At 68.4% G+C, this 26,427-nt stretch carries 26 protein-coding genes, 1 tRNA gene and 1 pseudogene; 15 read left to right on the top strand and 13 right to left on the bottom strand.

Annotated features, from left to right (window positions below):
* Positions 1–81: 81 nt before the first annotated feature.
* From AB0F41_RS00140 to AB0F41_RS00110, 7 genes are all read left to right on the top strand, one after another.
* Positions 82–3,348: a protein kinase gene (locus tag AB0F41_RS00140; RefSeq protein WP_357420356.1), complete on the top strand. Its 3,267-nt coding sequence runs from the start codon at positions 82–84 to the stop codon at positions 3,346–3,348.
* Positions 3,349–3,704: 356 nt separating this feature from the next.
* The gene (locus AB0F41_RS00135) at positions 3,705–4,169 is read left to right on the top strand and encodes a MarR family transcriptional regulator (RefSeq protein ID WP_357420354.1); all 465 of its coding nucleotides are present in this window, start codon (positions 3,705–3,707) and stop codon (positions 4,167–4,169) included.
* A gap of 147 nt (positions 4,170–4,316) precedes the next feature.
* Entirely contained in the window at positions 4,317–5,162 is an 846-nt protein-coding gene (locus AB0F41_RS00130) for an ABC transporter permease subunit (RefSeq protein ID WP_357420352.1), read from the top strand.
* Positions 5,159–5,887, top strand: coding sequence for an ABC transporter ATP-binding protein (locus AB0F41_RS00125; protein WP_357420350.1), 729 nt, complete (start codon positions 5,159–5,161; stop codon positions 5,885–5,887). Before AB0F41_RS00130 ends, AB0F41_RS00125 begins: the two co-directional genes overlap by 4 nt.
* A gap of 29 nt (positions 5,888–5,916) precedes the next feature.
* Positions 5,917–6,987: a PhnD/SsuA/transferrin family substrate-binding protein gene (locus AB0F41_RS00120; RefSeq protein WP_357420349.1), complete on the top strand. Its 1,071-nt coding sequence runs from the start codon at positions 5,917–5,919 to the stop codon at positions 6,985–6,987.
* Entirely contained in the window at positions 6,984–8,570 is a 1,587-nt protein-coding gene (locus AB0F41_RS00115) for an MFS transporter (RefSeq protein WP_357420347.1), read from the top strand. The genes AB0F41_RS00120 and AB0F41_RS00115 overlap by 4 nt, the downstream gene beginning before the upstream one ends.
* A gap of 930 nt (positions 8,571–9,500) precedes the next feature.
* Complete coding sequence (locus AB0F41_RS00110; RefSeq protein ID WP_357420345.1) at positions 9,501–9,665, top strand: hypothetical protein; 165 nt, start codon at positions 9,501–9,503, stop codon at positions 9,663–9,665.
* Between the two features lie 16 nt (positions 9,666–9,681).
* Here AB0F41_RS00110 and AB0F41_RS00105 read toward each other — a convergent pair whose 3' ends face one another.
* The 6 genes from AB0F41_RS00105 to AB0F41_RS00080 form a co-directional block, all read right to left on the bottom strand.
* Positions 9,682–11,322 carry an ABC-F family ATP-binding cassette domain-containing protein gene (locus AB0F41_RS00105; RefSeq protein ID WP_357420343.1) on the bottom strand — a complete coding sequence of 547 codons (1,641 nt, stop codon included), beginning with the start codon at positions 11,320–11,322 and terminating at the stop codon, positions 9,682–9,684.
* Between the two features lie 55 nt (positions 11,323–11,377).
* The gene (locus AB0F41_RS00100) at positions 11,378–11,584 is read right to left on the bottom strand and encodes a hypothetical protein (protein WP_357420342.1); all 207 of its coding nucleotides are present in this window, start codon (positions 11,582–11,584) and stop codon (positions 11,378–11,380) included.
* Between the two features lie 143 nt (positions 11,585–11,727).
* A tRNA-OTHER gene (locus tag AB0F41_RS00095) sits at positions 11,728–11,801 on the bottom strand.
* 283 nt (positions 11,802–12,084) lie between these two features.
* Positions 12,085–12,819 carry a hypothetical protein gene (locus AB0F41_RS00090; RefSeq protein ID WP_357420340.1) on the bottom strand — a complete coding sequence of 245 codons (735 nt, stop codon included), beginning with the start codon at positions 12,817–12,819 and terminating at the stop codon, positions 12,085–12,087.
* Between the two features lie 118 nt (positions 12,820–12,937).
* Complete coding sequence (locus AB0F41_RS00085; RefSeq protein ID WP_357420338.1) at positions 12,938–14,677, bottom strand: DUF3556 domain-containing protein; 1,740 nt, start codon at positions 14,675–14,677, stop codon at positions 12,938–12,940.
* A 103-nt stretch (positions 14,678–14,780) separates the two neighbouring features.
* Entirely contained in the window at positions 14,781–15,143 is a 363-nt protein-coding gene (locus AB0F41_RS00080) for a PASTA domain-containing protein (RefSeq protein ID WP_357420337.1), read from the bottom strand.
* Between the two features lie 547 nt (positions 15,144–15,690).
* Between AB0F41_RS00080 and AB0F41_RS00075 the strand changes: the two genes are divergently transcribed.
* Positions 15,691–15,855: a hypothetical protein gene (locus tag AB0F41_RS00075; protein WP_357420335.1), complete on the top strand. Its 165-nt coding sequence runs from the start codon at positions 15,691–15,693 to the stop codon at positions 15,853–15,855.
* Here the strand turns inward: AB0F41_RS00075 and AB0F41_RS00070 are convergent.
* On the bottom strand, positions 15,817–16,092 hold the full coding sequence (locus tag AB0F41_RS00070) for a helix-turn-helix transcriptional regulator (RefSeq protein ID WP_357420334.1): 276 nt from the start codon (positions 16,090–16,092) through the stop codon (positions 15,817–15,819). The genes AB0F41_RS00075 and AB0F41_RS00070 overlap by 39 nt on opposite strands.
* 253 nt (positions 16,093–16,345) lie before the next feature.
* Between AB0F41_RS00070 and AB0F41_RS00065 the strand changes: the two genes are divergently transcribed.
* Complete coding sequence (locus tag AB0F41_RS00065; protein WP_357420332.1) at positions 16,346–17,149, top strand: N-acetylmuramoyl-L-alanine amidase; 804 nt, start codon at positions 16,346–16,348, stop codon at positions 17,147–17,149.
* A 41-nt stretch (positions 17,150–17,190) separates the two neighbouring features.
* Positions 17,191–17,562 (top strand): hypothetical protein, encoded by a 372-nt coding sequence (locus tag AB0F41_RS00060; RefSeq protein ID WP_357420330.1) that lies wholly within the window; start codon positions 17,191–17,193, stop codon positions 17,560–17,562.
* Between the two features lie 36 nt (positions 17,563–17,598).
* On the opposite strand, the gene AB0F41_RS00055 is transcribed toward AB0F41_RS00060, so the two are convergent.
* Positions 17,599–18,345 carry a 3-hydroxybutyrate dehydrogenase gene (locus AB0F41_RS00055; protein ID WP_357420328.1) on the bottom strand — a complete coding sequence of 249 codons (747 nt, stop codon included), beginning with the start codon at positions 18,343–18,345 and terminating at the stop codon, positions 17,599–17,601.
* On the bottom strand, positions 18,342–19,742 hold the full coding sequence (locus AB0F41_RS00050) for an MFS transporter (protein ID WP_357420327.1): 1,401 nt from the start codon (positions 19,740–19,742) through the stop codon (positions 18,342–18,344). Before AB0F41_RS00050 ends, AB0F41_RS00055 begins: the two co-directional genes overlap by 4 nt.
* A gap of 139 nt (positions 19,743–19,881) precedes the next feature.
* Here AB0F41_RS00050 and AB0F41_RS00045 point away from each other — a divergent pair, with 139 nt between their 5' ends.
* Both AB0F41_RS00045 and AB0F41_RS00040 read left to right on the top strand, forming a co-directional pair.
* The gene (locus AB0F41_RS00045; RefSeq protein ID WP_357420326.1) at positions 19,882–20,796 is read left to right on the top strand and encodes a LysR family transcriptional regulator; all 915 of its coding nucleotides are present in this window, start codon (positions 19,882–19,884) and stop codon (positions 20,794–20,796) included.
* Positions 20,797–20,845: 49 nt separating this feature from the next.
* Complete coding sequence (locus AB0F41_RS00040) at positions 20,846–21,448, top strand: TIGR03086 family metal-binding protein (protein ID WP_357420324.1); 603 nt, start codon at positions 20,846–20,848, stop codon at positions 21,446–21,448.
* A 42-nt stretch (positions 21,449–21,490) separates the two neighbouring features.
* On the opposite strand, the gene AB0F41_RS00035 is transcribed toward AB0F41_RS00040, so the two are convergent.
* The gene (locus AB0F41_RS00035; RefSeq protein WP_357420323.1) at positions 21,491–22,609 is read right to left on the bottom strand and encodes a helix-turn-helix domain-containing protein; all 1,119 of its coding nucleotides are present in this window, start codon (positions 22,607–22,609) and stop codon (positions 21,491–21,493) included.
* Between the two features lie 201 nt (positions 22,610–22,810).
* Between AB0F41_RS00035 and AB0F41_RS00030 the strand changes: the two genes are divergently transcribed.
* Positions 22,811–23,188, top strand: a complete 378-nt coding sequence (locus AB0F41_RS00030; protein ID WP_357420321.1) for a nuclear transport factor 2 family protein — start codon at positions 22,811–22,813, stop codon at positions 23,186–23,188.
* A gap of 6 nt (positions 23,189–23,194) precedes the next feature.
* Here AB0F41_RS00030 and AB0F41_RS00025 read toward each other — a convergent pair whose 3' ends face one another.
* Positions 23,195–23,656: a VOC family protein gene (locus tag AB0F41_RS00025; protein WP_357420319.1), complete on the bottom strand. Its 462-nt coding sequence runs from the start codon at positions 23,654–23,656 to the stop codon at positions 23,195–23,197.
* Entirely contained in the window at positions 23,653–24,240 is a 588-nt protein-coding gene (locus AB0F41_RS00020) for a DinB family protein (protein WP_357420318.1), read from the bottom strand. The genes AB0F41_RS00025 and AB0F41_RS00020 overlap by 4 nt, the downstream gene beginning before the upstream one ends.
* 63 nt (positions 24,241–24,303) lie before the next feature.
* Here AB0F41_RS00020 and AB0F41_RS00015 point away from each other — a divergent pair, with 63 nt between their 5' ends.
* Positions 24,304–25,305 (top strand): YafY family protein, encoded by a 1,002-nt coding sequence (locus tag AB0F41_RS00015; RefSeq protein WP_357420316.1) that lies wholly within the window; start codon positions 24,304–24,306, stop codon positions 25,303–25,305.
* Between the two features lie 117 nt (positions 25,306–25,422).
* Positions 25,423–26,235 carry an SAM-dependent methyltransferase gene (locus tag AB0F41_RS00010; RefSeq protein ID WP_357420315.1) on the top strand — a complete coding sequence of 271 codons (813 nt, stop codon included), beginning with the start codon at positions 25,423–25,425 and terminating at the stop codon, positions 26,233–26,235.
* Positions 26,236–26,335: 100 nt separating this feature from the next.
* On the opposite strand, the pseudogene AB0F41_RS00005 reads toward AB0F41_RS00010, so the two are convergent.
* Positions 26,336–26,427: pseudogene (locus AB0F41_RS00005) on the bottom strand (alpha/beta hydrolase); the annotation flags it as partial.

Raw genomic sequence — 26,427 nt, 5'->3', positions numbered from 1 at the left:
GGCGATACAGTTGAGGAGGCGAGAGGGGCCGCGTATGGCAGCCGGTGCCCACCTACATACCCGAGGGATCGTCTTCGCGAGATGAACGCCGAGGATCCCGTACGCACACGCCGCGAGTCGACGGGGACCGTCGCGACGGAACTCGACGCTGCCGGTTTCGAGAACGCGGCCGAGGTCGGGCGTGGCGGTTTCGGGGTGGTCTACCGATGTACCCAGGAACCGCTGGACCGGACCGTCGCGGTGAAGGTACTCACCACCGAATCGGACGAGGACAACCGCGCGCGGTTCGCGCGGGAACAGCGCGCCATGGGGCGGCTGACCGGACATCCGAATATCGTCACCGTGCTGGAAGAAGGTATGACCGCCCGCGGGCGGCCGTACCTGGTGACTCCGTTCTATCCGCGGGGTTCGCTCGACGCCTGGATCCGCCGGCACGGCCCGCTCGCCGCGGAGGACGTCCTGCAGATCGGGGTGAAGATCGCGGGAGCACTGGAGAGCGCCCATCGGCTCGGTATCGTGCATCGGGACGTGAAGCCGGGAAATATCCTGCTCACCGACTACGGAGAACCCGCGCTGACCGATTTCGGTATCGCCCATATCGCGGGTGGCTTCCGGACCGCCGCCGGGACGGTGACCGGATCGCCCGCGTTCACCGCGCCCGAGGTGCTGGAGGGTGAGCCGCCCACTCCCGCCGCCGATGTGTACGGGCTCGGCGCCACCATGTTCTGCGCACTCACCGGGCACGCGGCGTTCGAGCGGCGCAGCGGTGAGAAAATGGTGACGCAGTTCCTGCGGATCACCAATGCGACCCTGCCGGATCTGCGTGGGCACGGCGTGGCGGGCGATATCAGCGACCTGGTGGAAGCCGCGATGAACCGGGACGCCCGCGAGCGGCCGTCCGCGACCGCTCTCGGTGAAACCATTCGGCAGCTGCAGCAGAAGCACGGATATTCCGTCGACGAGATGGCACTGCAGGATCGCCCGGCCCGGGAGGAGGCGGCCGAAAAGCCCCGGATCCCGGCGCAGCGGCGGCCGATCGGCGCGGATACCACCGGGAATCTTCCGCTCGAGCTGACCAGTCTGGTCAACCGGCGGACCGAGGTGGTGGAGGTGAAGAACCTGCTGTCGACCTCGCGGCTGGTGACACTGGCCGGGCCCGGTGGGGTGGGCAAGACCCGGCTGGCCCTGCGGGCCGCCGCGCAGGTGCGCCGGGATTTCGCCGACGGGGTGTGGCTGGTCGATCTGACCGATGTCGCCGAACCCGCGATCCTGGTCGATGTGGTGGCCGCCGCCGTCGGGGTGCGCGGCGAGGCGGCCCGCCCGACGATCGATGTCCTGGTCGAACATCTGTGTCCACGCGAAACGCTGCTGGTGCTGGACAACTGCGAACAACTGGTCGATCCGGTCGCGGAACTGGACGAGGCGCTGCTGCAGGGCTGCCCGGGGCTGCGCATCCTCGCCACCAGCCGTGAGCCGCTGAACATCGCGGGGGAGGCGGTGCTGCGGGTGGCCCCGCTGACCGCGCCGGATCCGGACCGGGAGCCCAGTCTGCTCGGGATGCCCCGCTTCGACGCGGTGACCCTGTTCGCCGAGCGTGCCACCACCGTGGTGCCGGGGTTCGAACTGGACGAGGACAACAAGGCCGCGGTCGCGCAGATCTGCGCGCGGCTGGACGGTCTGCCGCTGGCCATCGAACTGGCGGCGGCACGGCTGGCCACGATGACACCGGAGCAGATCCTGCAGCGCATGGATATCCGCAGACCCGTGCTCACCCGCGGTGGGCGCACCGCCCCGCCGCGCCAGCAGACCTTGCGACAGTGCATGGATTGGAGCTATGACCTGTGCAGCCCGGCCGAACAGCAGCTGTGGGCGCAGCTGTCGGTGTTCGCCGGTGTCTGCGAACTGGATGCCGTGGAGGGTATCTGCACTCTCGATCCGGCGCCCGACAGTGTCCTCGACGTGCTGTCGTCACTGGTGGACAAGTCCATTCTGGTCCGCGAGGAATCCGGCGCCGTGGTGCGCTTCCGCATGCTCGAGACGCTGCGCGACTACGGGCGCCGGACCCTGCGGGATTCCGGCCGCGATCAGGAGCTGCGCGCCCGGCACCAGGCGTGGTATGAGCGGTTGTGCGCGGATGCGGCGGCCGGCTGGATCAGCCGGGAACAACCCGGGTGGATCGCGCGGCTCGACCGGGAGCAACCCAACCTGCGCGAAGCGCTGGAATATTGTCTGGGTGAGGACACCGAAGCGGCGGTCGCCGCCGGTCTGCGGCTCGCGGCCGGACTCTACGAGTTCTGGAATTTCCGGGGCATGTACGGGGAGGGACGGTCGTGGCTGGAGCGGGCGCTGGCCCGGACCGGTGCGGGGGCGACGCGGGAACGGATCGATGCCCTGTGCGCGGCGGCCAAACTGGCCGCGACCCACGGTGAATTCCAGGTTTCGGCCGGTGCGCTGGCGCGGGCCGAGGAACTGGCCGGGCCGGACCCCGAGCCGATGATCCGCGCCCAGATCTCCTATGGCGAGGGTCTTCTGGTGATGTCCCGCGGTGAACCCGAAGCCGCACCGTCCTGTTTCGAGCGCACTGCCGAGCTGACTCGCGCGGACCCGGCGGGCCAGCTACGGATGAGCGCGCTCACCCTGACCGGCTGGGCGCACGAACTGAGCGGCGATACCCCCGGTGCGAGCGAGTACTACCGGGAGGTGCTGGCGATCACCGAGCCGCGCGGCGAGGTACTGCACCGGGCCGCCGCGCTGCGCGGAGTGGGCGTCGCGGTCTGGCGGGACGGTGATCCGTCCCGGGCCCGGGAACTGCTGGAAGAGGCGCTGCGGGTCAACAGCGGGCTGAAAAGCACCGTCATCAATATGTTCTGCCTCGAGGCGCTGGCCTGGATCCTCGATATGCGCACCGGCGCCGAACGCGCCGCGGTTCTGATGGGCGCCGCGGAAGGGTCGTGGCCCGGGGGTGCCCGGGTGACGACCGTTTTCCACAATATGGCCGGCTTCCACGAGGACTGTGAGCGCGCCGCCCGCGCGGCCCTCGGCGACCGCCGATACGACGCGGTACACCGGCAGGGGCGGACCATGGGTATGGAGGCGGCTGTCGCCTACGCCCTCGGCGAACCGGCCGCCGAGCCGCGCGGCGGGACCGAGCGGGCACCGAAACTGACCAAACGGGAGCGTCAGGTGGCCGATCTGGTGGCGCAAGGTCTCAGCAACAGGCAGATCGCGACCAGATTGGTCATCTCTCAGCGCACCGCCCAGGGGCACGTCGAGAACATTCTCAACAAGCTGGGGTTCACCTCGCGCACCCAGATCGCGGCCTGGACGGTGGAGAACACCCAGCGCTGACGGGATTGCCCGGACCCTCCCGGACGGCCATGACCGTCTGGTCCGCCCCAGGGTTCGAGGGCGAGAATAAGCGGTTCCCTACATTCGGATCGTCGAGATCGCAAAGGCCCGTCCGCTCCGGGTGACTCAGAAAAAGTGACCTTCAGCTGGCCGGATGGCAGACGGGTGAGGTGTGGTGCCCGTGGCCGGGCTCGCAGCGGCAGCGCCGGAACCGGTTCCGAATACTTGACGGTTGTTAACCTTTTCGCGTCGGTTCGGTTCGAGCGTCCGGCACCCGCGAGTGGAAGGACCCTGCACGATGACGAGAATGTGTCGGGTCACCCCACCTGTTATGCCGCCGCGCAAAGGAATTGCCGATGACCCCGTCCGACCCGCCGGCCACCAGCGAGGAGTTCGTGGTGGCGGTGGAGCGGATGCAGGTCGCGCTCATCCAGGCGGCGCGGCAGTTCCGGATGATGGACCGCGCGGGTGCCAATCAGTCCGCGCGCAGCACGCTGGCGGCGATCGTCAAATTCGGGCCGCTGTCGATGTCGGAGCTTGCGGCGCACGAGGGCGTGGACCCGGCGAGCGTATCGCGAACGGTCCGCAGGCTGGAGGCATCCGGCGCGGTCGTACGCCGCACGTCGGATACGGACGCACGCGTCAGTTTGATCGAAGTGACCGAATCCGGCCGGGAGTTGTTCCTGCGCAGCCGCCGGCAGCTGACCGAGATCATCCTGGAACGGATCTCGGAGTTCTCGCCCGAACAGATGGCCACGATCGCCGCCCTCGGCGACGGACTGGAACTCCTGGTGTCGGCGACGGGTCCGCGGGCGTCGTGATCACGTTGCACTGTTGCCGGTCCTCGCCGGCGCCGGGGCGGCCGCACCCCCGGCCCGCCTGACCCGGGCCCGGCGCCGGGCCCCACTCTTTCACACGCTGCTCCGCCGGCGACGCTTCCGCGTCGCGGGCCGATCGAACGGATTCCCATGACACTGCTGAGTGCAGAGCCCACGACCGGACGGGCCGGTAGAACGCCTCCGGTCCGGCGTCCGGCCGGGGCCTCGCGTGCCGCCGGGGCGGCGGGGGTGATCCTCCCGCCGCTGGCGTTGATCATCCTGCTGGCGGTGGGCTGGAACGTGATGGCCGCGCGGATGGACAGCCCCCTGGTCCCGTCACTCGGCGCTGTCGCCGACGAACTGGTGACGCTGGCGGGCACCGGTTCCCTCTGGATGAACCTGCAGGTGACGTTGACCCGGGTGCTGCTGGGATTCGCGGTCGCGTTCGTGGTCGCGGTGGTGCTCGGAATCGCGATGGGACGCAATCGGTATATCCAGCGGTTCCTCGAGCCCGCCGTGCTGCTGGGTCTGGTGACACCCGGTCTGGTGAAGGCCCTGCTGTGCGTCATCTGGTTCGGCATCAGCATGGTCAACCCGATCCTGGCCGTGGCCCTCGCCGCCGCGCCCGCGCTCATCGTCAACATCACCCAGGGCGTCCGGGACGTCGATCCGCAACTGCACGAGATGGCCCATGTGTACCGCTTCGGCGCGTGGACGAGGTTGCGGCGAATCTGGCTGCCCGCCTTGGCGCCGTCACTGTTCACCGGCGCTCGTCTCGGTATCGCCATGGCGTGGAAGGTGATCGTGCTGGTCGAGATATTCGGGATGGCCAGCGGTGTCGGATACCAGCTGAACCTGGAGTTCTCCAATCACAACGTGGCCGGTGTGCTCGCCTGGACGATCGCCTTCGCCCTGGTGATGACCGCCATCGAGTACGGCGTCCTGCAAACCCTGGAACGGCGGGTCTCCCGCTGGCGTAAGGAGTCCGCGGTATGAGCGCCGGTATCGAATTGCGCGATATCTCCAAATCTTTTGTGAGCAAGAAGGACGGCACCGTCCAGACCGTTTTCGAGGATTTCTCGCTGGCGGTCGCGCCGGGTGAGCTCGTATCGCTGGTGGGCGCGTCGGGCACCGGGAAGACGACCCTGCTGCATCTCGTGGCCGGACTCGAGACTCCGGATGCCGGTGTGATCCGGGTGGGTGCGGGCGCGACACCGGTCCGAACGGGCATGGTCTTTCAGCAACCGCGACTCCTGGACTGGATCAGCGTCGCGGAGAACGTAGAAATCGCCGCGAAATCCGCCGGGCAGAGTCTCTCGGCCGTTCCGGAACTCCTCGCCGCGGTCGGTTTGAGCGAATACGCCGACGCCTACCCCTCGGTCCTCTCCGGCGGTCAACGCCAGCGCGTGGCAGTGGCACGGGCCTTCGCGGTGGATCCGGGCATCGTCCTGTTCGACGAACCGTTCAGCGCGCTCGACGAACTGACCGGGCGCAAGCTCCGGATGCTGTTGCAGACCCTGCTCGTCGAACGCGCGGTCACCGGATTGCTGGTCACCCACAACGCGCTCGAGGCGGCATTCCTGTCCGATCGAGTGGTGGTGCTGGCCGACCGCCCGGCCCGGATCGTGCGGGACATCCGCGTCACCGTGGCGCGACCGCGCTCCACCGAGGACGCGACCCTGTTCGACCTGCATCGCGACATCATCGCCCATATCGCCTGACAGCGAACCGATCCAGAAACGGAGACCTCGTGTCCGCACCACGTGGCAACATATTCACCCGCGAATCCGCGCTCGGGCCGGCCGTCACCCGGCGGCAGGCTCTCCGGGCGGGCGTCGCGCTGGCCGGGGGACTGGGGCTGGGATCGCTGCTCGTCGCGTGCGGGGCGGCCACCACCACGGCGGTGGACGCGAACGGGAACCCGCTGCCACCGATCAAGATCGGTGCGGTGCAACCCGGTACGGCGGGATCGGTGATCGATCCGATCACCGACGAGTTCGGGCTCGCGGCCAAACACGGGCTGGACCTGGTCCGCGACGGTGGCGGCGGGGTCGGTACCGGGCAGGAGAATCTCCTGACCGGTCTGCTCGACACCTTCGCCTTCGGGCCGCTCGGCGCCACCGAAGCCAATATCTCCGGCCACGATGTGGTGATCGTGGGACCCCAGCTCTGGAACCACGGACGATGGCTCGTACCCGCCGACAGTGATATCGGCTCGGTCGAGGATCTGCGGGGCAAGCGTATCGGTGTGCAACCGGCGAGTTCCGATACCTACAAGGCGGCCGCGCTGGGCCTGGCGGTCAACGGAATCGACTTCGAACGCGAATTCCAGATCTTCCCTGGGCAGCCGATCGCCAACCTGGCGCTGTACGAGCGCGGCGACCTGGACGCCGTCATCGCCATCGAACCCAATGCCACCCGGCTGGTCGCCCAGGGCAGCCGGCAGATCGCCACCGTCTCGCAGCTGTGGCAGCAGGGCACCGGCGACGCGAATCCGCTGTTCCTCAACGGCGCGGCGTTCAACCGGCCGTGGCTGGAGCGCAACCGTGATACCGCGGCGCGATTCGTCGCGCTGCGTTCGGAGGCCAACGCGCTGATCACCTCCGATCCCGGACTGCTCGCCCGGCATTACGAGGCGTTCGGGATACCGGCCGACGAGGAGGCCGCAATCGACCTACTGCCGGAGCGGCTCCGTGATATCTACCCGTCCACCTGGGATCAGAGCGTATTCACCAACCTGGACAAGCAGATCCGGGTCGCCCTCGATATCGGGCTGCTGTCGCGCGCCGCGGACCGGCCGGTCTACGAGAGCCTGAGTTGAACGACCGGGAGACTCCGCGGGCCGTCCGCTATCCCCGGGCGGCCCTGCCGGCCTGCTGTGCGAGCCTGTTCCTCTCCTCGCTCGACACCTCGGCGCTGGTGGTGGCCCTGCCGGCCCTCCAGGAGGATCTCGGCCTGGGTGTGGCGCAACTGCAGTGGGTCGTCGTGGCCAACGCGCTGGCCCGCGGCAGCACGCTGTTCCTCGCGGGTTCGCTGGCCGACCGGCACGGTCCGCGGCGGATCTTCCGGCTGGGGGTCGTCCTGTTCGGCATCTCCTCCCTGCTGTGCTACTTCTCCTCGGGCTTCGCCGAACTGATCGTCTGGCGGGTGCTGCAGGGCGTCGGCGGGTCGCTGATGACTCCGGCGTCGATCTCGCTGCTCATCGGGGTCTTCCAGGATCCGGTCGCGCGCAGCCGCGCACTGGGTACCTGGAGCGCGACCGCCGGTGTGTCGACCGCGCTCGGTCCGGTCATCGGCGGTGTACTCGTCACGGTGGTCGGATGGCGCAGTGTCTTCCTGATCTGCTTGCCGTTCGCGGCCCTCGTCGTGATCGGCCTGCGATGGGTGCCGGAATCCCCGGTTCCGCGGCTGCGGCGGCGGATCGATCCCGCCGGGCATCTGTCCATCGCCGCCACCCTGTTCTTCGTCACCTTCGCGCTCTCCGGCGGTGCCCGCGACGGCTGGCTGTCCGCACCGACGATCGGCGCACTGGGCGCGTCCGTGTTATCGATGATCATCGTGGTGCGGGTGGAACGGCGGGCCACCGAACCGGTGCTCGACCTGGCGGTATTCCGACGTCCACAGTTGCGCGGCGCGGTGCTCACGGCCGGGTTCTCCTACTTCTGTCTCACCGGCATGAATTTCCTCAACACCCTCTACCTGCAGCAGGTCCGCGGATACAGCGCGTGGGAGGCGGGCCTGATGGCTCTGCCGCTCACCGCCGGAACTCTGGTCGCCGCGCAGATCTCGGGGCGGCTGCTGGGCCGATACGGTCCGCGGCGGCCCATCCTCGTCGCCTATCTGTTCCTGATCACCGCCATGGTGTCGCTCGCGCTCGCGGCGTCGACGACCTCGTCGATCGGCTGGGTGCTGGGGGCCTTCGCCCTCCTGGGCATCGGAATGGGTATGGCGAATCCGCCGTCGACCTCCTCGGCCGTGGCCGCGCTCCCGCCGGACCGTGCCGGCTCGGCGAGCGCGATCACCAGTACCTCCCGGCAGGTCGGCATGAACCTGGGGACAGCGACACTCGGCGCGCTGGCGGTTTCCGTGGCCGGTTTCCTCGCTCGTCCCGAACCCGTCTCCGCAGCAGATTTCACCGCCGGAATGCGCCTCGCCTACGCGGCCACCGCAGTCGTGGCCGTCCTCGCACTCGTCGCCGCCAACCGCTGTTTCCCGGCGGCTCCGGCGACTCCGAACACGGCCGCACCCACGGCCGGCACCATTTCACGAAAGGAACGATCCGATGACCGGCAACGATACGAACACCCCGTTACCCAAGATCACGAGCGTCCGGACCGGGGCGATCTTCACGCTCCCGTACCTGGTGGGCCTCGAGAAGGGCTACTTTCTCGACGAGGGCGTTGATCTGGAGCTCGTCGCGCCCGGCGCCTACAACGTGAGTGTGAAGCCGATCGAAGACCACCATCTGGTGAGTTCGTTCGGCGGAATCTCCCGTGGCTTCGAGGACGGCGACGTCTCGCTGTACCGCGCCTGCGAATGGGGACAGGTCCGGCGCGCCCAGGATTCGGGTCGCGGCGGCCGGATCGTCACCCAGCGCGCGGCGATCGCCAGCCAGGCGATCTTCGTGCGCCCCGACTCCGAGGTCTTCCACCCGCAGAGCCTGCGCGATAAACAGGTCGCGGTGAACTTCCACCACGGCTCCCACTATCTCGCCATCCAGACGCTGGAGGGGTTCGTCGAACCCGACCAGCTCAAGGTTGTGCACGTGGGCGGTCCGGCCGACCGGTTCAAGGCACTGCGCGACGGCACCGTGGAGGCGGTGGCCCTGATGGAGCCCTACATCAGCCTCGCGCTGAAACAGGGCTACCGGCTGATCGCCGAGGCGTTCTACACCGGGGCCGAGATCGCCGACGAGAAGGTCGATCCGGAGGTCTACGCCGCCATCGACCGCGGCGTCCGCCGGGCGGTCGCCGATATCAACACCGATGTGACGCCGTACCTGCACTACTTCACCGAGGAGATCCCCGGCGAGCTCGGCACGCTGGACGAATCGGATATCAGCACGTGGCGGCTGCGGTTCGCCGATCCGCGGCCGTACGCGCCCGAACAGTTCGACCAGACCTATCGCTGGCTGCTCAAATGGGGGCTGATCGAATCCGGCTCCGATTTCAAGAGGCTGGTGGACAATCGGGCGCTGTCTTCCTGACCCGATGACGCCGGGGTGGGTGTTTCGCGCGGAAGCGCCCACTCCCGCCGCATCGCCGGTCGGGCAACCCTCACGACCGCGCGAAAAATCGCGGGCGCCGCGCCACCGGATAGGCCATGATCCACGGTATGACCGACGCCCGCGAAGAACACGAACGCCCGGACCTCACCGGGTGGCGGCGGCGGCAACAGCTGCGCCGCTCGAGTGCCGCACAGCCGATCGCCTCGGGTAAGACCTATCGCCGCCGGCCCAAAAATACCCGGGCCCAGGAGATCCGCGACGCCCACCGGTAGGGCTGTGGTGCGCGCGCTATTTCTCGATGAGCCTGCCGTCCACCATCTGCCAGCGGCGGGTGGTGCGTACCGAATCCAGCATCCGGCGGTCGTGCGTCACCAGGATGAGCGTGCCGGTGAAGGAATCGACGGCCTGTTCGAGCTGTTCGATGGCCGGTAGATCCAGGTGGTTGGTCGGCTCGTCGAGGACCAGCAGGTTCACTCCGCGCGCCTGTAGCAGCGCCAGCGCGGCGCGGGTGCGCTCGCCGGGCGAGAGGGTGTCGCAGGCGCGGATCACATGTGGTCCGCGCAGCCCGAATTTCGCCAGCAGGGTGCGGACCTCGGCATCGGGCCAATCGGGCATTGCGGCGCCGAAGGTCTCGGCGAGGGCGGTATCCCCGCGGAACAGGCCACGCGCCTGATCGACCTCGCCGATCCGCACCCCCGAACCCAATGCGGCAGTGCCGGTATCAGGGGTCAGTTTGCCGAGGAGCAGGGCGAGCAGGGTGGACTTTCCGGCACCGTTCGCGCCGGAGAGCACGATCCGATCGGCCCAATCGATCTGGGTGGTCACCGGCCCGAGCACGAAATCGCCGCGCGCGACAGTGGCCTCGTGGGCAGTGGCGACGATGGCACCGCTGCGCGGAGCAGTGGCGATCTCCATCCGCAGTTCCCACTCCTTGCGCGGTTCCTCGACCACCTCGAGCCGTTCGATACGCCGCTGCGTCTGACGTGCTTTGGCGGCCTGTTTCTCGGTGGACTCGGCGCGGGTCTTGCGGCCCAGCTTGTCGGAGTCGTTCTTGCTCTTGCGGCGCGCGTTGCGCACCCCGTGTTCCAGCCAGTTGCGTTGCATCCGCGCCCGGGATTCCAGACCGGCACGCGTATCGGCGTACTCGTCGTAGGCCGCGCGGGCGTGCCGCCGGGCGATCTCGCGTTCGGCCAGATAGGCGTCGTAGCCGCCGTCGTAGAAGCCGACCTCCTGCTGGGCGAGATCGAGTTCGAGGACACTGTTCACCGTCCGGGTCAGGAACTCCCGGTCGTGGCTGATCACCATCAGCGGCGCCCGGATTCCGGTGACAAAGCGTTCGAGGCGGTCGAGACCGTCGAGGTCGAGGTCGTTGGTGGGTTCGTCGAGCAGCAGGATGTCGAAGCGCGACAGCAGGACCGAGGCGAGGCCCGCCCGGGCGGCCTGGCCGCCGGACAGGCCGGTCATCGGCGTGCCGAGACCGCCACGGAGTCCTGCGGTGAGCCCGAGATCATGGGCGACCTCCTCGGCACGCTGATCGAAATCGGCGCCGCCGAGGGCGAGCCAGCGCTCGAGCGCGGGGGAGTAGTCGTCGGGGCCGTCGCCGCCGAGGCGTTCGGCGGCCGCGTCCATCACCTGCTGGGCTTCGGCGACACCGGTCCGGCGGGCGAGGAATTCGAGCACGGTCTCGCCGGCGATACGCTCGGGCTCCTGGGCGAGATAGCCGACGGTGGCGTCGGGTGGGCTCAGCGTGATCGTGCCCGTATCCGGTGTGCCGTGGGCGAGCATCCGCAACAGGGTCGATTTGCCCGCGCCGTTGACACCGACCAGGCCGATCACATCGCCGGGGGCGAGGGTGAGATCGAGGTCGGAAAACAGGGTGCGTTCGGCGTGCCCGGCCGCGAGACCGTCGGCATGCAGTGTTGCGTTCACCGGGGGTATTCTGCCCGTACCGGCGGCGGGGCGGCCTCGTGGGCCGCGGAACCGGCTATTGCTGTGAGGTCGTGGGTGGTTTGTCGATCGGCCGGGAGCGACGGACGCCGTCGTCCTGTTTGCCATGGGTCGCCACCAGGACCACCAGAATCAGGAACGCCATCACCGCCGCGACGGCGAGCGCGACTTTGGGCTGTCCGAGTTGCTCGGCTTCAGTGGTGGTGGATATTTCGCCGCCCTCGGGCGGCTGACCTCTTGACACAGCCTGCAATAGTAACCGCGCCGTCGCCGTTCTCGCCGCGACTGTTCCCAGCGATGGGAGAATCGAGTACCCGATGCGTCGGTCGGCGAAACCTTTCATGGAAGCTCGGCGGAGGGGCCGGGAATACCCTTCCCGGCCCCTCCTGGTCAACGAGTGGGATTCGAACCCACTACCGTCGGAATGAGGTCCGATGCTCTACCAGATGAGCTACCGTCTGCCCCACCTGTGATCGCCGAGTACTGCGGATGGGTGTCATGGTGAGTAACCCCGCGCGTTGCCTTTACGCCACAGCGGCAGGAAGAGCCGCCACCGGGAATTGAACCCGGATCTCGGGGGTGCGTCGCACCGTATCCGCACGTCGAGCGATCGATGGAGTGATGAGCTTGGAGCGAGAAGCTGAATTTATCGGCAGGCCCTGGCAGTGCCCGCCCTGGTGATCAGATTGAACTTCAGTTTCAGTTTGTGCTCCATCCCCCCGTGCGGGGAGTTCGTGGTCCCGGCTACCCGAACAGGTAGCCGAGAATGGCCCGGCCGGGCTCGACATCGGTCACCGGCGTCGCATTCGCCGTTTCGCGCGCGATCCGGACCGCGTCGAGTAGCGTGCCGAGCCGATCGGCCAGATCGCCGACCTCCTTCGCCGGCAGCGCGCCGGAGAACTTCGTGGTGGTCCACCGGCCCACCACCACATCCTCGTGGTACACCTCCACCTGCGCCGGGTGCTTCTCGGTCGCCGGCGCCAGCACGTGATTGCGCGGCACCTTCTTGGTCCGGACGGTCTGCGACGGCTGGGTGGCGTAGCAGTCGGTGACCTCGTCGAACGACCACGACTCGGCCGGGTCCAGCGTCGGCAGCTTGGCGACGAACTTCTTGAGTTCGGTCAGCTGCTTCTCCAGGAACAGCAGGTAGGTGACCGGCAGTTCGCGGGCGATGGTGACGCCGTCGACCGTCAGATCGGCCTTCGCCGAGCAGTTGGCGGTATCCTTCGTCGCGGTCACATCGAACAGCCGGGTCAGGGCGTTCTGCACATCGGCGATCACCTCGCGCGCCCGCACCTGGACCCGCTTCGACTCCGACGGCAACTCCTCGCCCATATCGTCCAGCGGCCGGTAGGTGCGGGAAATACCCGCCAGCAGATCCACCTTGCCCACCCGCTGGTACGCGGCGGTGACATCCGCGCTCGCCTGGGACTTGGCGCCCTTCTCGATGGCGATGAGCTGATTCAGCTTGGTGGACACGGCTTTTCCTCCTTCGGTCACCTTGTCGCGACCAGGAGTTACCGTAACCGGGCGCCGCCGGGCCACGCCACCGATTATCTGTCCTCGAACCCGTTCGGGCAGAGTGGATCCGCCTGCGTCATGCGCTGCCGAGCGTCGGCCCGTGGGTGATGTGGACCGGTACCGCGTCGTCCCAGGGCTGGGCGGTGACCAGATCGGCTACCTCGACGTACCCACGCTCGAATTCGCCGGTCGCGGCATCCACCAGGCGGTACTGCTGTGTCTGCCGGTGGATGGGCTGGCCGTCGATCAGGACGACGCGCACCTCGCCCGGTTCGAAACGGCAGCGCCGCTGTATGGCCGCGATCAGTTGTTCGTTGTGCATATGGCCGTCGCCGAAGTTCCAGCCGACGGCGGTGGAACATATTCGCTCACCGTCGGTGAGCACGTAGTCCTCTTCGCGCTGGTCCGCCATGGCGCGGTGAGCGAGGGTGAACATCGCCCGGCCGTGGGTGTTGAACGCACGGAACGCGTATCCGAGGTAGATCGGTATCTGCGCGGCCTCGGGGCTGCCGTAGACCTTCTCGAGTTGTGCGGTGGGCATACTCGCGATCGAGACCAGGCCGTCGGCGATCTTCGCCATGGCGGAGGGTTTGATGCACCAGAGGCCGGTATCCCAGTTTCCGGCGTAGTAGCGCATGCCCGGCAGGAACGACACCTTGCGGGGGAAGAAGGCCCCGAGGATCACCGTGCCGGCGCTGACCAGGAACAGTGCCGCCACCGGGACCGGATTCGTAACGTCCGACAGGCCGATATCGGCGTGCCCGATGAACAGGGCGAGTACGCCGAACATCATGAACACATTCCATTCCAGCGGCACTCCCATCGGGATCGAGACCAGGATGGCGGCGTGGAAGCAGATCATGAGTGCGGCCGCGATCGCGACGGGCCAGCCGCCGTGGGTGAAGAACAGGACCAGCGGGACGAGGCCCTCCACCGCGGTGCTGATATGGGCTATGAGGCGGGACGGGCGGCCGGGCCGCAGGTCGTCGGGGTACTTCTCGAAGAAGCGGCGTTTGATCGAGCGTGGGCGGACGAGGGGACCGTTGGCCATCATGGTGGATATGACGAACGGGAAGTGCCGGTTCAGTTTCGACAGTGCCGCGCCGATCCAGATGGTCAGGAAGACCAGTTTCGCCGCGACGATCGTATCGGCGCCGCCGAACAGGAAGGTCAGGGTCAGCGCCGCATACACCTCGCCGCGGGCGGCCAGGAAGATCACCTTGTCGCGCAGGCCCGCGACCGCGAGGACAGCCAGGATCGCCCAGATCTGCCAGGTGGGCAGCAGGCCGATCGTGGTGTCGAGGGCGGAGTCCGGGCCGGTGCCGTCCGACAGCAGTGCCACCACGAGGAGCACCAGCAATGCGGCATACAGGGCGATGTCCAGCGGACCGCGCCGGTCGCCACCGGTCAGCGGTACCCGGGCCGGCCACGGTGGCAGCCGGATGGTTCCGGGGCGCAGCCAGTACAGGATCGAACCCATGGGCGGCAGGTAGCGGTTGTTGAGCGGGCCGAATCCGCAGCCGAGGCCGATGACCTCGAACAGCATCGTGTAGAGCACTACCTTCTGCAGCACGATGGGCTCGGCGTACCAGGAGCCTATGTCCGCTATACCGCCGATACCCGTGGTGGCCTGGGCGAACAGCACCCCGCCGAGGATGTACAACGCGATTTTGACGACGTAGAAGAGATGCAGCACGGCCGGAGTGCCGAAGCCCACTTCCGCCCAGTGCCGCGCCATCGGCCGGATGCGCTCCGCGCGAGACCGGGTGTACCACTCGGCATCGACGACGGGCAGCTCCGGTTTGAGGAATGCCACAATTGCTCCCGGACACGTGCTCGGACTTGCTTCCGGGACATGATGGCACAGGCATCTGGTCGTGCGGACCGGAATACCCTCCGGTGGCCTCGGCGGGCCTGCCTCAGCAGGCCGCGGCCGGATCGCCGGGTGGGCTGTCCGGCCCGGTGGTTCCGCCGGTCCGGACCGTGACCGTGGTACCGGGCGGCAACACGGCACCGGGTTGCGGATCCTGTTCGATCACCACACACTGCGATCCGTTGGGCGCCTGCCCGGCGCGGCCGTGCACGACGATCCGGAACCCGGCTTCCTGTATCAGTTGCTGCGCCTTGGCCGGGCGCTGCCCGAGTACATCCGGTACCGGAGCGTCGGCCCGGCTCGTCGGGGAGACGGGCGTGGTCTCGGTGGGGGAGTCGGAACCGCAGCCCGTCAGCCACGGCACCGCCAGGAGGGCGCCCGTGATCAGGACTACCGGGACTCTTCGCATCGAGCTCTCCTCGTCGTGCTCCGAGAGACTTCGGAGCCGGTGGACTCCGAAGGCGGGCGCGGTGGGAACGGCGTTCGCCCGGCCCCGACAGGATGTCTCGAAGCCCTGGTCCTGTGCAAATCCACGAGCACGAGCGGCGCGCCCGCCTGCGCGGCCCGGCTGGGGGCGCGCCGCTACCTTCCGCGCGGAACGGTGAAGTCTCCGGTGCGGCGGGCGACTCGGGCGACGCGCTCCGGAAAGCCCTGCCCCGGCCGCGTTCTCGGCGAGCTGCCGGAAATCGCCGGTATCCGCCGGCCTCGGCGGGTCGGCGCGCGACTCGCCGGATCCGCGTCGTAAGCGGTGCATTCGGCCTCGCCGGTGGCGGAACCGGCTGGTCCCGCGTTGCTTTGGTGCCTAGGCGAAAAGCGCGAAAATAATTACACTCGGCGTCAGGATCCGGTGACGAGCACCGGGATCCGGGTGGGTAACCGAAGGGTAGGAACTGTCGGGTTTCGCGGGGGCAGGGGAACTCCTCGCGAGCGTGGATCGGCCAGAACGGGAAACGCTCATGGGCAACGAAGCTCCGGACCGGCCCGCCGCCGAGTCGGCGGACGATCTCGCCGGTGACCACACCACGAAGACGGTCTCGGCGTTCGTCATGGACTGCCGCCGGCGTGATCTCGACCCGGCGGTACTACTGGATGCCGGCTTCCTTCTCCGCGGCGCCGAGTAGATCGCTCGGACGGATATCGAACGCCCGGCAGATCTTGTACATCTGCGCGATCGTCATGGCCCGTTCGCCCCGCTCGAGCCGGGCGATGGTTTTCTTGTTGTAGCCGGTCTTCTCGGCCAGTACCTCCTGGCTCCAGCCGCGCCGTGCCCGTATCGCGCGTACCTCCGCGCCCAGGGCTGTGTCCAGCCGCGCCTCCTCGCCGGTCGCTCTCTCCGGCTCCGCGGGCGTCGCATCCATGTCGACCATTCTGGGGACCGCGCAGACTCTGATCAAGTGCCCGATAGTTTCGGCGTGGTGACTCGTTTGCCCACGAAATAAGGACCGAAGTAGGATTGAAAGAGACCAAACTAGGTTGAAAAGAGACCGAAACAGGTCTAATCTGAGGTAGAGCTGTTGACTATCACCGCAGCTCACGCCTCGAAGCATCGCGTCATCCTCATCCGGCGACGGAGTTCGAGGGATACCGGCGGCCGGTGGAAAGGAGACTCCGATGAGCTGGACCGGGGACCCGGTATGGCTGGCCGACGTCCTGCGCGACGCCGGACTGCGCGTCCTGGAACACGACGGCTGGCGGCAACGCGGACACGGCGACTTCCTCGATATCCGGGGTGTGCTGTGCCATCACACGGCCGGCGGTGGCCCGAACGACTGGCGGGTCGTCCAGGACGGACGCCCCGGACTGCCGGGACCGCTGGCGCAGCTCGTCCTCGAGAAGGACGGCAGCTACCGGGTGATCGCGGTCGGGGTCTGCTGGCACGCGGGCCGCGGCCGATGGCCCGGCTGGCCCACGGACAACGCCAACTACCACACCATCGGTATCGAAGCAGTCTCGCGCGGAACACCACCGTGGGATTGGACCCCGGCCCAGCTCGACGCCTACGAGCGCGGCTGCGCCGCCATCCTGCGCCGGATAGATCGCGGCTCGGGGGATTGTGTCGGGCACCGCGAATACTCCAGTGAAGGAAAGATCGACCCGGCGGGCATCGATATGAACGCCCTCCGCCGGGCGGTACAGGCACTCCTCGACGGAAGGGGCGACGAGATGGCGTTCCTGGAAGAAAAGATCACCAACTACCACGGTCAGCAGGTGACGGTCGGCACCCTCCTGCACTACCTCGACAAACATGTGGGGCAGAGCCTGGACCAGCTCTCCGGATCGGGTACCTCCCGCGGGGCCGATTTCCCGGGCTGGGATTTCCTGGGAAACCGGACGACCGCCGAGGCGCTCGGCGTTATCGGTGCCGCTCTGCAGATTCCGGGATTCCGGGATCCCACTGCCGATCGGCGCGACTGAGACGAATGCGGCGGTCGCACCACCGAGAACGGGAGGACGGGATGATCAGCGAACTGGCATCCGTCCTCGGCGGCCTGGTCACCGGCGTCGGGGGAGTATTCGCGGCCGGAGTCTTCAGCAGGCGTAAACGCCGCGCCGACGCGGTTCAGGTGCTGACCGCCGCGGCGGCCCAGATGGTGGAGCCGCTGTCGCGGCAGGTCGCCGCGATGGCGGCCGAACTGGAAGCCCACCGTCGTGTGGTGTCCGCCGCCGAACGACGCTGCCGGCTGGCCTCGACACAGCATTCCAGCTGGGACATCGTGGTCCGGTCGTCGCTGCTGGATCTCGGGGTGGATGTGCCCCCGCCGCCGCCCCTGACCCGGGACCCATCCGGCGATCAGGGGCGGGAAGGCGTCACGGGATGCAGTTCGTGACCCGCGGTGTCCGGATACTCCGGGTGGAGCGCGCCCTCATCGTGCGCTCCACCCGCCGTCCATGGTGTACGCCGCGCCGGTGACCATGCCCGCCTCGGAGGACGCGAGCCAGCCCACCAGTGCGGCGACCTCGTCCGGCTCGACAAGGCGTTTGATCGCGCTCTCGGTGAGCAGGATCCGGGCCGGCACGTCCCGTTCGGGCACGCCGTGTGCCGCCGCCTGATCGGCGATCTGCTTGTCCACCAGCGGGGTCCGCACATATCCGGGATTGACGCAGTTGCTCGTCACACCGTGCGGGCCGCCTTCGAGTGCGGTCACCTTCGAGAGACCTTCCAGCCCGTGCTTGGCCGTCACATAGGCGACCTTGTACGCGGAGGCGCGCAGGCCGTGCACGGAGGAGACGTTGACGACACGACCCCAGCCCTGCCGGTACATATGCGGGAGCGCCGCGCGCACCAGCAGGAACGGTGCTTCGACCATCAGCGTGATCAGATCGCGGAAACGCTGCGGCGCGAAGTGCTCGATCGGATCGATGTGTTGCACTCCGGCGTTGTTGACCAGGATGTCGGCGCCGAGTTGCAGTCCTTCGAGCGCTCCGACGTCGAGCAGGTCCACCGCCCATGCTCTGCCGCCGATTTCCGCGGCCACCGATTCCGCGCCGGCGGCGTCGATATCGGCGACCGTCACCGTCGCGCCGCGTGCCGCGAGGGCACGGGCGCAGGCCGCACCGATACCACTCGCGGCACCGGTGACCAGGGCGCTGCGACCCGCCAGATCGCTCATCGCACGGCCATTTCCGGGGTACCCGGGCGCAGGCTCTCGGCATCGGCGCGATCGATACTCTCCAGATCCAGCCCCTTCGTTTCGCGGGCGGCGAGTACCGCGATCGCGCTGACCGCCGCCGCGCCCGCCAGATACCAGGCGATCGGCACCGCGGAGCCGTAGGTGTCGAGCAGCCGGACGGCGATGATCGGCGCCAGCGATCCGGCCACGATCGACGTCACCTGATAGCCCAGCGACACCCCGGAATACCGCATCCGGGTCGGGAACATCTCGGCCATGATCGCAGGCTGCCCGGCATACATGAAGGCATGGAAGATCAGGCCGATGACGATGGCGGACAGGATGATCGCGTGGTGACCGCTGTCCATCATCGGAAAGGCGAAGAAGCCCCAGGTGCCCGCGCTCAGCGCGCCGATCAGGTAGATCGGCCGCCGGCCGAAACGGTCGGACAGCCGGCCCACCAGTGGGATCACCAGGAAGTGCACCGCATGGGCCGCGAGCAGCCACCACAGGATCACGGTGGTATCGGCCTGCACTTCGACCTTGAGATAGGTGATGGTGAAAGTGACCACCAGGTAGTACATGATGTTCTCTCCGAAACGCAGGCCCATCGCGGTGAATACACCGCGCGGGTACCGCCGCAGCACTTCCACCACGCTCAGCGAGGTGGCCGCGATCTCCTCGGCTTCCTGCCGCGCCGCGACGAAGATGGGGGCGTCGGTGATCTTCGTGCGGATGTAGTAGCCGACCAGGACCACCACGGCCGACAACCAGAACGCGACCCGCCAGCCCCAGCTCAGGAATGCCGCGTCGGACAGGGTCGAGGTCAGGACCAGCAGGACCACCGTGGCCAGCAGATTGCCCGCGGGGACGCCCGCCTGTGGCCAGCTCGCCCAGAAACCGCGGCTCCGGCTCGGGCTGTGCTCGGCGACCAGGAGCACCGCGCCGCCCCATTCGCCGCCCACGGCGAAGCCCTGGATGAAGCGCAGGGCCACCAGCAGCGCGGGAGCCCAGTAGCCGATCTGCCCGAACGTCGGCAGGCAGCCCATCAGGAAGGTCGCGGTGCCGACCAGGACGAGGCTGAACTGCAGCAGCTTCTTGCGACCGTACTTGTCGCCGTAGTGCCCGAAGACGATACCGCCCAGCGGGCGGGCCGCGAATCCGACGGCATAGGTCACGAACGCGGCGAGGATGGCGTCCAGATCACTGGTGCCCTCGGCGAAGAACACTTTGCTGAACACCAGGGTGGCAGCGGTGCCGTAGAGGAAGAATTCGTACCACTCCACGACCGTGCCCGCCATCGACGCGGCCACCACGCGCCGCAGACCGCGTGCCGTCCCGCCGGAGTCGGGGTCGGCGGGCCCGACCGGGCCGGTTGGGGCGCTCTGCTCCCTCATCGCTCTGCTCCTTCGTGCTCGGGGCCACATATTTCTATGAATGTGATGGCCCCCACATTTCTCGCTCTATCGAGTATTGATGCAGAGGAAGTGCCCGGCAATGACCATTGATGCAGCGCCATCGTGCAAAAATGCAGATATGTGCGCCGCCGTCTCGGGTCGCCCCAGTGCGGACGACCTTCTCGTACTTCTGGCGGTCGGGCGGTCCGGCCGATTCGTGACCGCGGCCGACGAACTCGGTATCAACCACACCACCATCTCCCGCCGTATCGCCGCACTGGAACAGACGCTCGGCGGCCGGGTGCTCACGCGGGTCACCGGCGGCTGGGAGCTGACCGATCTCGGCCGGGAAGCGCTGGCCGCGGCCGAAACCGTGGAGTCGGCGGTGCAATCGCTCGCCGCGGACGCGGCCGGGAACCGGATGCTCGGAGGCGTGGTCCGGATATCGGCGACCGACGGTTTCAGCGCCTATATCGCCGCGCCCGCGGCGGCGCGGGTCCGGCGGCGGTATCCGGATATCCAGGTCGAACTGGTCGCGACCACCCGGCGGGCATCGCAGCAACGTTCCGGCCTCGACCTCGAGATCGTGGTCGGCGAGCCACGGGTTCGCCGCGCCACCGCCACCTATCTGGCCGACTACCGGCTGGGTCTCTACGGATCACGCGACTACCTCGCCGAACACGGCGCCCCGGCGGCGGTCGCCGAGCTGGCGCGGTATCCGCTGGTGTACTTCATCGATTCCATGCTCCAGGTCGACGATCTCGACCTGGCCTCCGGCTTCGTGCCCGCGATGCGCGAGTCCGTGACTTCCACGAACGTTTTCGTCCACGTCGAGGCGACCCGCGCCGCCGCCGGACTGGGGCTGCTGCCCTGCTTCATGGCCGATCGGCACCCGGATCTGGTCCGGGTCCTGCGGGATTCGATCTCGGTCACGCTCGGCTACTGGCTGGTCGCCCGGGCGGAAACCCTGCGACGCCCGGAGGTGGCCGCCGTGGTCGCCGCCATCCGGGCAGTCCTGGACGACCGCCGCGATACCCTGCTCGGCCGTGGGTGAGCCGTCGTACGGGCGGGCGCACCGGCGCGCAGCGGTATAGCCTCCCCATATGTCACCCGATCCCCTCGCGGACCTCGAACGCGCGTCCCGGGCGGTGGTGGACCTCATCACGGCCGTCCGCCCCGACCAGTGGGCCGCGCCGACGCCGTGCACCGAATGGTCGGTGCGGGACCTGGTCGACCATCTCGTCGGCTCCAATCTGATGTTCCTGGCCATCTTCGGCGAGCGGCCGATGCCGGAACGCGGGACCGATATCCTCGGCGACGATCCGCTCGCGGCCTATACCGCCTCCGCGAGCGCGTTGGAGGCGGCATTCGCCCGGCCGGGAATCCTCGAGGAGACCTATCAGGGCCCGCTGGGTGAGGCCACCGGCGTCGACCGGTTGCAATTCCGGGTCACCGATCTGCTCGCCCACGGATGGGACCTGTCCCGGGCGCTCGGTGTGCCGGACCGGCTCCCCGAAGATCTCGCCGAAGCGGCCCTGGCCTTCTCGCGCACACAACTGCCGGACGGCAGTTCACGTCCCGGACGATTCGCCGCCGCCCAGCCGGTTCCGGCGGGCGCCACCGCCGTCGAACGGCTGGTCGCGTTCCTCGGCCGCCCGGTGAGCCCGCCGTGGACCGCACCGCAGGGAGTACGCAACGGGCGCTGACGGACGGCGGATTCCCACCGGGCGGCGTCGCCGTCCCGGCGGTCAGGAGTGACCACAGGTCCTCCGCAGCACCCAGGTCTGCAGCGCCAGATGCAGCCGCGCCGCCTCCGCGGGTACCGCCAACTCCGAGCCCGTGAGCCGCTCGATGCGCTTGAGCCGCTGCAGGACTGTGTTGCGGTGCAGGTGGAGACGTTGGCCCACCGCGGATGTGGAGCCGCCGAGCTCGTACCAGGCCATCGCGGTGTGGACGAGCAGGTCTGCCTCGGAGGCGGGCAGCCGGTCCAGTGCGGCGAGTTCCTCCGCGCACACATCCGCGGCGAGCGCGGGGTTCGCGGCGATCAGCGCGCGTTCCGGCGCGGAACCGTAGCGGTGGATCCCGGTATCCGCCGGAATCGCACACCGGAACGCCAGGCGCGCCTGATCGAGTGCCGCGGGTACCGCGACGAGGTCGGCGAACGGCCGGCTCGCACCGGCTCGCACCGGCACGTCCAGCGCGGTATCGAGGATGGCGAATGATGCCGCGCCGGCCAGTGTGACCGTGTCCTCGGCGAGGAGGGTGTGCACGGTCGTCACTCCGGTTGCGGCGAGGCGGATATCGCCGACCAGGACGACGAAGATGGCAGGCGTGGGCAGGCCCAGCTTCCGGCCCGCCTCCGCGCGCCGAGCCGCCGGGAAGCCCGGATCGAGCAACGCCCGCAGCAACGCTCGACCGGATCGTTCGGTTCCGGTCACGACCACGCGCCGGTAGGCCTCCGCGGCCGCGACGGAATACTCGTCGACGACGCGCCACATCCGCGTGGCCAACCGGGTGAGCTCGGCGCGTTCGTCCCCGTCGGCGCGTTGGTCGACGATCTCCCAGAACGCCATACCCGCGAGGCGGAAGGCATGCAGCAGGCTTTCCAGCGGGATACCGCGCTCGGCTTTGACGCGTCCGGCCCGCCGGGCGGGCTCGAGTGAATACGGCGCGTCGGCCATGGCATCCAGCAGCGCCGTGAAACTGTCGGCCACCAGGGTGACCAGTTCGGGATGCCCGAGGGCGGCGTCGTCGTAATCGGTGTCGTCGTGCTCGATGCGGGTTGCCACCAGTTCGGCGATCGCCGCCGTATCGGCGCGCAGTTCGGCCAGCAGGCGCGAATGCCCGGAGGATGTGTTGGGGGCCACCGCCGTCAACCTAGCGTGGATTGTGCGTGTGCACTCCGAAGTCGGCCGAAGTGGGGGCGCGGGCCCATCGCCGCGCACGGGGCACCGCTCGATACTGGGATTCCGAGATCGATGCGGACCCGGATGCCGCGGAAGCGTTCCCGCGGAACACCTTCCACGCCCCATCGAACAGAATCACCTTCCGGCGATCGGAGTACGACCGTGACCACGACCACCCGCGACCTGTTCGAGCGTTATCACGCCTGCTGGGCCGACCGCGATCCCGACCGGATCATCGAACTGCACACCCCCGACTCGGTGTTCCATCTGCATTCGGGTCAGGAACCCGCCCGCGGCCGTGCGGCCATCCGCGCGGCCGCGGCGGGGACTTTCGCCCTGGTACCGGATCTGACGTTTCGTCAGGTTTCGCTGCGGGTCGGGCCGGACTTCTGGGTCGTGCAGTGGCAGCTGACCGGGACGTCGGCGACCGGCAGACCGGTATGCGTCGACCTCGCCGATTTCGTCCTGGTCGAAGCGGGCGCGGTGCGGGAGAAGCATTCCTACGTCGACGGGGTCGCCATGCAGGCGGCCCTGACGTGAGCCGCGTCAGTCCAGGCAGAACTCGTTTCCCTCGGGGTCGGCCATCACGATGAACCCGGCGCTCAACGGGGGCTGCGGTTCGTCGCGGCGGATCCGCGTCGCCCCCAGGGCGATGAGCCGGGCGCACTCGGATTCCAGCGCCGCCATCCGGTCCTCGCCCTGCAATCCGGGCGCGGCACGGACGTCGAGATGAACGCGGTTCTTTGCCACTTTGTCCTCCGGAACCTGCTGGAAGAACAGGCGTGGTCCCCGTCCGTCCGGATCCTCGACGGCCGATCGGGTATTGCGCTGGCCCACCGGCACCCCCATTCCTGCCAGGAAGTCCTCCCAGGCTGCCAGCGGGTCGGCGCCCGCCGGCAGGTCGACTCCGGGCGGGCCGGGATGCACATAGCCCAGGACGTCGCGCCAGAAGGTGGACAACGCGCGCGGATCGTGGGCATCGAAGGTGATCTGGATATCGCGGCTCATCGGGATTCTCCGTTCGGCAGGGATGTCATATGCAGGTAGAGGTCGCGCAGCAGACACACTTCGGATAGATGATGGATCAGTTCCCGCTGGATATGCAGTATCAGATCGGCCATCGGTGCTTCGGGATACGGTTCCGACACGCCGATGGGCGCCCGTAGCGCGGTCTCGTCGAGACCGCGGACGCCGGACGACCAGATCTCCAGCTGATCTTCGAACTGGTTCAGCGCGGTCACCGCGTCACCGGCGTATTCCCAGGTTTGGTACGACGCCTCGGGCGCGCCGAAGTGCGCGGCATTGCGGGTGGCGAGTACGCCGACGATCACATGACCGAGTCGCCAGGAGATCGTGGTGAACGGGGTGGGGTCCGGTTCGGGAAAGGCGAAGTCGATCGTGAAATCTCCCGTACCGCCCTGCACCGGGGCCGTCGAGGTGCCGCGCGGGCGCACGCTCCACGCGCCGGGAACCGGCGACCAGTTGTACTCGTCGTCGGTGAGACCCTCGAGCCGGGGCCGGAGTTGATGGTTCCAGTGGAACTCCCACTGCTCGCGCAGTATGCGGTTCCAATCGAGTGCGTCGTCGTCCATGGGGCTCAGCCTGCCACCGAACGAGGACAGGATCGGTCCGCTATCTCTGGCAGAGTGGACGCGGTGGACGGCGGAACCGAGGCGGAACGGGACGAGCGGGGTACGACGGAGCGGGTGCTCACCGTGCTGGGGCTGCTGCAGCAGCGCCGGGTGTGGACCGGCCCGGAACTCGCGGACCGGCTCGGGGTCACCTCGCGTACGGTGCGCCGCGATATCGGGCGGTTGCGCGCCCTGGGCTATCCGGTGCACGCCGGGCAGGGTGTGGGCGGCGGCTACCAGCTGGGCCCGGGACAGGAGCTGCCGCCGCTGCTCCTGGATGACGAAGAGGCGATCGCCACCGCGGTGTCGCTACTCGTGGGACCCGGCGGCGCGGTCGCCGGGGGCGATGCGGCCGCACTCCGGGCGCTGACGAAGCTCGACCAGGTGCTGCCCACCAGATTGCGGCATCAGGTACGCGCCCTGGCCAATTCGGTGGAAACCTTCGGGGGCGGCCGCACGCCGGTCGACCCCGATGTGCTCATCACCCTGGCGCGGGCCTGCCGTGACGAGGTGGAGGCAGGTTTCGGGTATCCGACGGGGGACGGCGGGCGGCGGCGGGTGGAGCCGTACCGCCTGGTGGCCTCCGATCGCCGCTGGTACCTGTTCGCCTATGACCTGGATCGTGCGGACTGGCGCACCTTCCGCGTGGATCGGATGACCGAGGTATCCACGCGCACCTGGCGTTTCCGGCCCCGTGCGGCGCCCGACGCGGCGGCCTACGTGCAGGAGGGAGTCGCGAGCCGGGTCTACCCGCGGCGGGCGCGTTTTCTGGTGCGGGCATCGGCCGAGACGGTGCGGGCCCAGATTCCGGCGCAGGCGGCGGTCGTCCGGCCGAACGCCGACGGGAGCTGCGAAGTGCGCAGCGGCGCGGCGGATCTCGACGTCGTTCTGATGCATGTCCTGCTGCTCGGCCACGACTTCGAGGTACTCGATCCGCCGGAACTCGGCACGCGGTGTGGCGAATTGGCGCGGCGGTTGCTGTCGGCCGGCGGTACCGGCGGTCCACCCGGTACCGGCGGCGGTTGAACCCTCGGGCACCCCGCGCGGTGCCCGAGGAATTATCTCCCGGATCCTGTTGGGCGACTTCGTGGAATGCGGTATACCTGCGGGATACCGCTCTCGACATAACAAGGAGATCCCGCAGTGTCCGACGGTTCTCTCGATCTCCGTACCGATGTGGCGCACCCGGCACGGATGTACGACTACTTTCTCGGCGGCAAGGATTCCTACGATGCCGACCGGGCTGCCGCGGAACAGGCGCTCAGAGATTTTCCGGCGGTCCGGCTGACCGCACGCACCAACCGCGAATTCATGCGCCACGCCACGCGCTACCTCGCCGAACAGGGGATCCGGCAGTTCCTGGACATCGGCACCGGTATCCCGACCGAGCCGAACCTGCACCAGGTGGCCCAGGAGCTGGCACCGGAATCGCGGGTGGTGTACGTGGACAACGATCCGATCGTGCTCGCCCACGCGCGAGCGTTGCTGGTGAGCGCGGGCCCGGGCCGCACCGCCTATATCCAGGCCGACGCCGCGGAGCCGGAGGCGATCCTCGCCGCGCCCGAACTACGTTCGACACTGGATCTGTCGCAGCCGGTGGCGGTATCTCTTATGGCTCTGCTGCACTTCGTACCCGGTGACACCTACGCGATCGTGAAGACGCTGATGGATGCATTGGCGCCGGGTTCGTTCCTGGCGATGTCGCATGTCACCACGGAATTCGACGACGGCCCCGACGACCCCGACGGCATGGCGCGGCTGCTGCAGGTCTACCAGGACCGCGGGATCCCCGTGCGCCCGCGTACCCGGGCCGAGGTCGCGCGGTTCTTCGATGATCTGGAACTGGTGGATCCGGGCGTGGAGGTGATCCATCGGTGGCGTAATGCCGGAATCGAGCATCCGCCGAGCCACGACAAGAAGGTGTCGCTCTACGGTGCGGTAGGCCGGAAGGCCTGATCCCGCCGGGAGAGGCACGCCTGCGAACGATCGGTGCCGGTGCCGGCGATATGTCACGGCATCGTCGAGACGCTCACCCGGCATTCAGAACCAAGCGGGCCTCGTGGTCGGGCAGGTCCTCGTCGACGGGGCCGGGCGCGACCGGCCTGGTGCTCACCAATGTCAGCGCCGAGAACACGTCCGGATAATCGA

This window comes from Nocardia sp. NPDC024068, from assembly GCF_040638875.1.
In the GTDB taxonomy this organism is placed as follows: Bacteria; Actinomycetota; Actinomycetes; order Mycobacteriales; family Mycobacteriaceae; genus Nocardia.
Note: the sequence above shows the minus strand (reverse complement) of the source record. Positions and strands in the feature narration are given on the sequence as shown.